General features: G+C 36.6%; 3 protein-coding genes and 1 pseudogene. 3 read left to right on the top strand and 1 reads right to left on the bottom strand.

What is annotated here, in order from left to right; translation table 11 throughout:
• The first annotated feature begins 178 nt into the window (after positions 1-178).
• The 3 genes from ACTNDQ_RS15230 to ACTNDQ_RS15220 all read left to right on the top strand — a co-directional run bounded on the left by ACTNDQ_RS15230 (position 179) and on the right by ACTNDQ_RS15220 (position 2,068).
• A complete protein-coding gene (locus ACTNDQ_RS15230; protein ID WP_441064984.1) occupies positions 179-826 on the top strand; it encodes a CatA-like O-acetyltransferase, family 3 in 648 nt (215 codons plus the stop codon).
• 64 nt (positions 827-890) lie between these two features.
• Positions 891-1,364, top strand: coding sequence for a hypothetical protein (locus tag ACTNDQ_RS15225; protein ID WP_441064983.1), 474 nt, complete (start codon positions 891-893; stop codon positions 1,362-1,364).
• A 59-nt stretch (positions 1,365-1,423) separates the two neighbouring features.
• A complete protein-coding gene (locus tag ACTNDQ_RS15220) occupies positions 1,424-2,068 on the top strand; it encodes an ABC transporter ATP-binding protein (RefSeq protein ID WP_441064982.1) in 645 nt (214 codons plus the stop codon).
• Between the two features lie 204 nt (positions 2,069-2,272).
• Here the strand turns inward: ACTNDQ_RS15220 and ACTNDQ_RS15215 are convergent.
• Positions 2,273-2,565, bottom strand: a pseudogene (locus ACTNDQ_RS15215) (hypothetical protein); the annotation flags it as partial.

Raw genomic sequence — 2,565 nt, 5'->3', positions numbered from 1 at the left:
TCAGATCTGTAGTAAAATGCTGGCGTCTATCCTCTATGATTATGGCAGATTTTCGGTGGAAGTTAAATCCACCCTGTTATTAGGCGCTTACAGTCTTGCGGAGAGATTGAAAGCAACAGTAGATTTGAATTTGCAGAATTGATAAATTTCTGAAAAACTTATCACGAGAGGAAATAAAATGAATTATAAAAATGTTGATAAAGAAACATATTATAGAAAAGGTGTTTTCAAGCATTTTACACAGGACTGTAAATGTTCGACATCTATTACTGCAAGGATAGATGTAACTGAGTTAGTAAAGTATTCAAAAATGACCAATACAAAGTTTTATATTAATTTTCTATACATATTATCAAGGGCGTTGAATTCCCGTGATGACTATAAGATGGCTTATCTTTGGCAAAGTGAAGAATTGATTTGTTATGATGTCATAAATCCTATTCAGTATGTATTCAATGAAGATACAGAAACCTGTACACCTGTGTATACTACCTATTATGAAGATTATAAAGTTTTTTATAAAAAAGCTATTAAAGATATAGAAGATGCTAAAGAAACAAGAGAGTATCTCCTTGATGCTGAAAATCATCCGAATTGGTTTGATGCCTCATATATATCCTGGTTGTCTTATGATTCGCTTAATATTGAACTTCCTGACGGATATCTGTATTTTTTGCCAATTATAAACTGGGGAAGGTATAGAGAAGAAAATGGAAAACTAATGATGCCTGTTAGTGTAAGATTGAATCACGCAATAGCAGACGGATATTTGGTTGCAAATGTGTTCAGACTTTTGGAAAAAGAGATTTTAGATTTTGTGATTTGAAATTGTATTTAAGAAACGATGAAGGCGTTGCTATGAAATTTGTTGGAATAAGAAGCTATGTCTTGTGTTTTCTGCTTTTCCCTTTTCAGGCTGCTTTTGTGAGGACTTTGAGAATAAATATGCCTATTTGCAGGTTGAAAGGGGAAATCCGAAAGTATATGCGATTTCTAAAACAATAACTATAATGTTAGTCGCAGAACTCACAATGATGTTTGGAGTTATGCTTTATGTGAGTCTTTTGCATTTACGTCTGCCGTGGTTTGATGCAGAGGACGCTATATGTCAAAGTGCAGTTACTCTTGGAGGCTTTAGAGGAATTATAAGCAATGGACACTATCTTCTGTATTTTGCTTTATTTGGACTGCAATACGGAATTATGGCTGGTGTTCTTGCATTGCTTGCTGCGTATGTGTCATTATTTATCAGCAACAAGCTACTCATTTTGGCTGTGCCGTTTATGAGCTTTTACCTGATTACTTATTACAGCGGAGCTTTATTTGGAGCGAATAGTGCTGGGGATTGCGTGTATTTTGCTTAGTATAGCAGTTATTTGGAAGATAAAAATGGTTGATTTTAAAATGGAAAAGGACGATTAAAATGCGACAAGAAATTATCAGAGTAAAAAACGCTTCAAAGAGTTTCCGAGGACATGAAGTGCTGAAAAAAGTTTCTCTGACCTGCGAATCCGGGCATATATATGGAATTATAGGATATAACGGGTCTGGAAAAACTGTTTTATTCAAAAGCATATGCGGATTATATCGGTTGGATGAGGGCGAAATTTGGAGTGGCAACAAGAAAATGAAGCGAGACATAGATATGCTGACGGAAGCTGGAATTATCATCGAAGAACCGTCTTTTCTGAGAAACTATAGTGGTTTTAAAAATTTGGATTTCCTTTATAGAATCAGAAACAGAAAAGACAAAGAACATTTATATGAGGTTATGAGAAAAGTGGGGCTTGATCCTTTATCGAAAAAGCGGGTCTGCAATTATTCATTGGGAATGAGACAGAGACTTGCTATTGCACAAGCTATTATGGAAGATCAACCGATTTTGATACTTGACGAACCGATGAATGGATTGGATAAACGTGGCGTTTTGGAGATGCGGAGATTTTTTGAGGAGTTAAGAAATCAGGGGAAAACAATTCTTATGGCCAGCCATAACAAAGAGGATATAGATGTTTTGTGTGATCGGGTATATGAAATGGACGCAGGAGTTTTAACCATGCTAAGATAGATTTAACGCCGCAGGCTATCCATAACCTGATTGCACGCCTGCGGTAGAAGCTACAAATTGAACCGGATATGTCAGCATACATTGAGACGGTTGTTCTTTTAGTACAGAATTTTATATGAGATAATAAAGACTTTTTCCCAGAAATGGGAGAAAGTTCTGCAATTAATAACGGCGGGCAATCGTGTCCGCCGTAAAATATGCTTATTAATTTTTGAAAGCCAGAATCCCCCTTGCCAGTGCGATGCCTACCTGTGGATACAGTTCCTGAATTTCCTGATATTTTTCTTCAATCAGTTCCGGCTCATCAGCCCAGACATTCTCATAAATCTTCATGGCTTTTTTGAAATGGGTTTTAGCCTGTGAGATATTTGCTGTGATCAGGCAGATATTTCCCATGGATTCCTGTTGAATATTCTTGTGCGATGAAATCGCACTTCCGGAAATCTGGAAATCAGATGTCCGGAAAGTGGAAATCATCTCATGCGAGTTTACTCGCG

This window comes from Blautia massiliensis (ex Liu et al. 2021), from assembly GCF_052064225.1.
In the GTDB taxonomy this organism is placed as follows: Bacteria; Bacillota; Clostridia; order Lachnospirales; family Lachnospiraceae; genus Blautia_A; species Blautia_A fusiformis.
The sequence above is the reverse complement of the archived record's forward strand: the minus strand, read 5'-3'. Positions and strand labels throughout refer to the sequence as shown.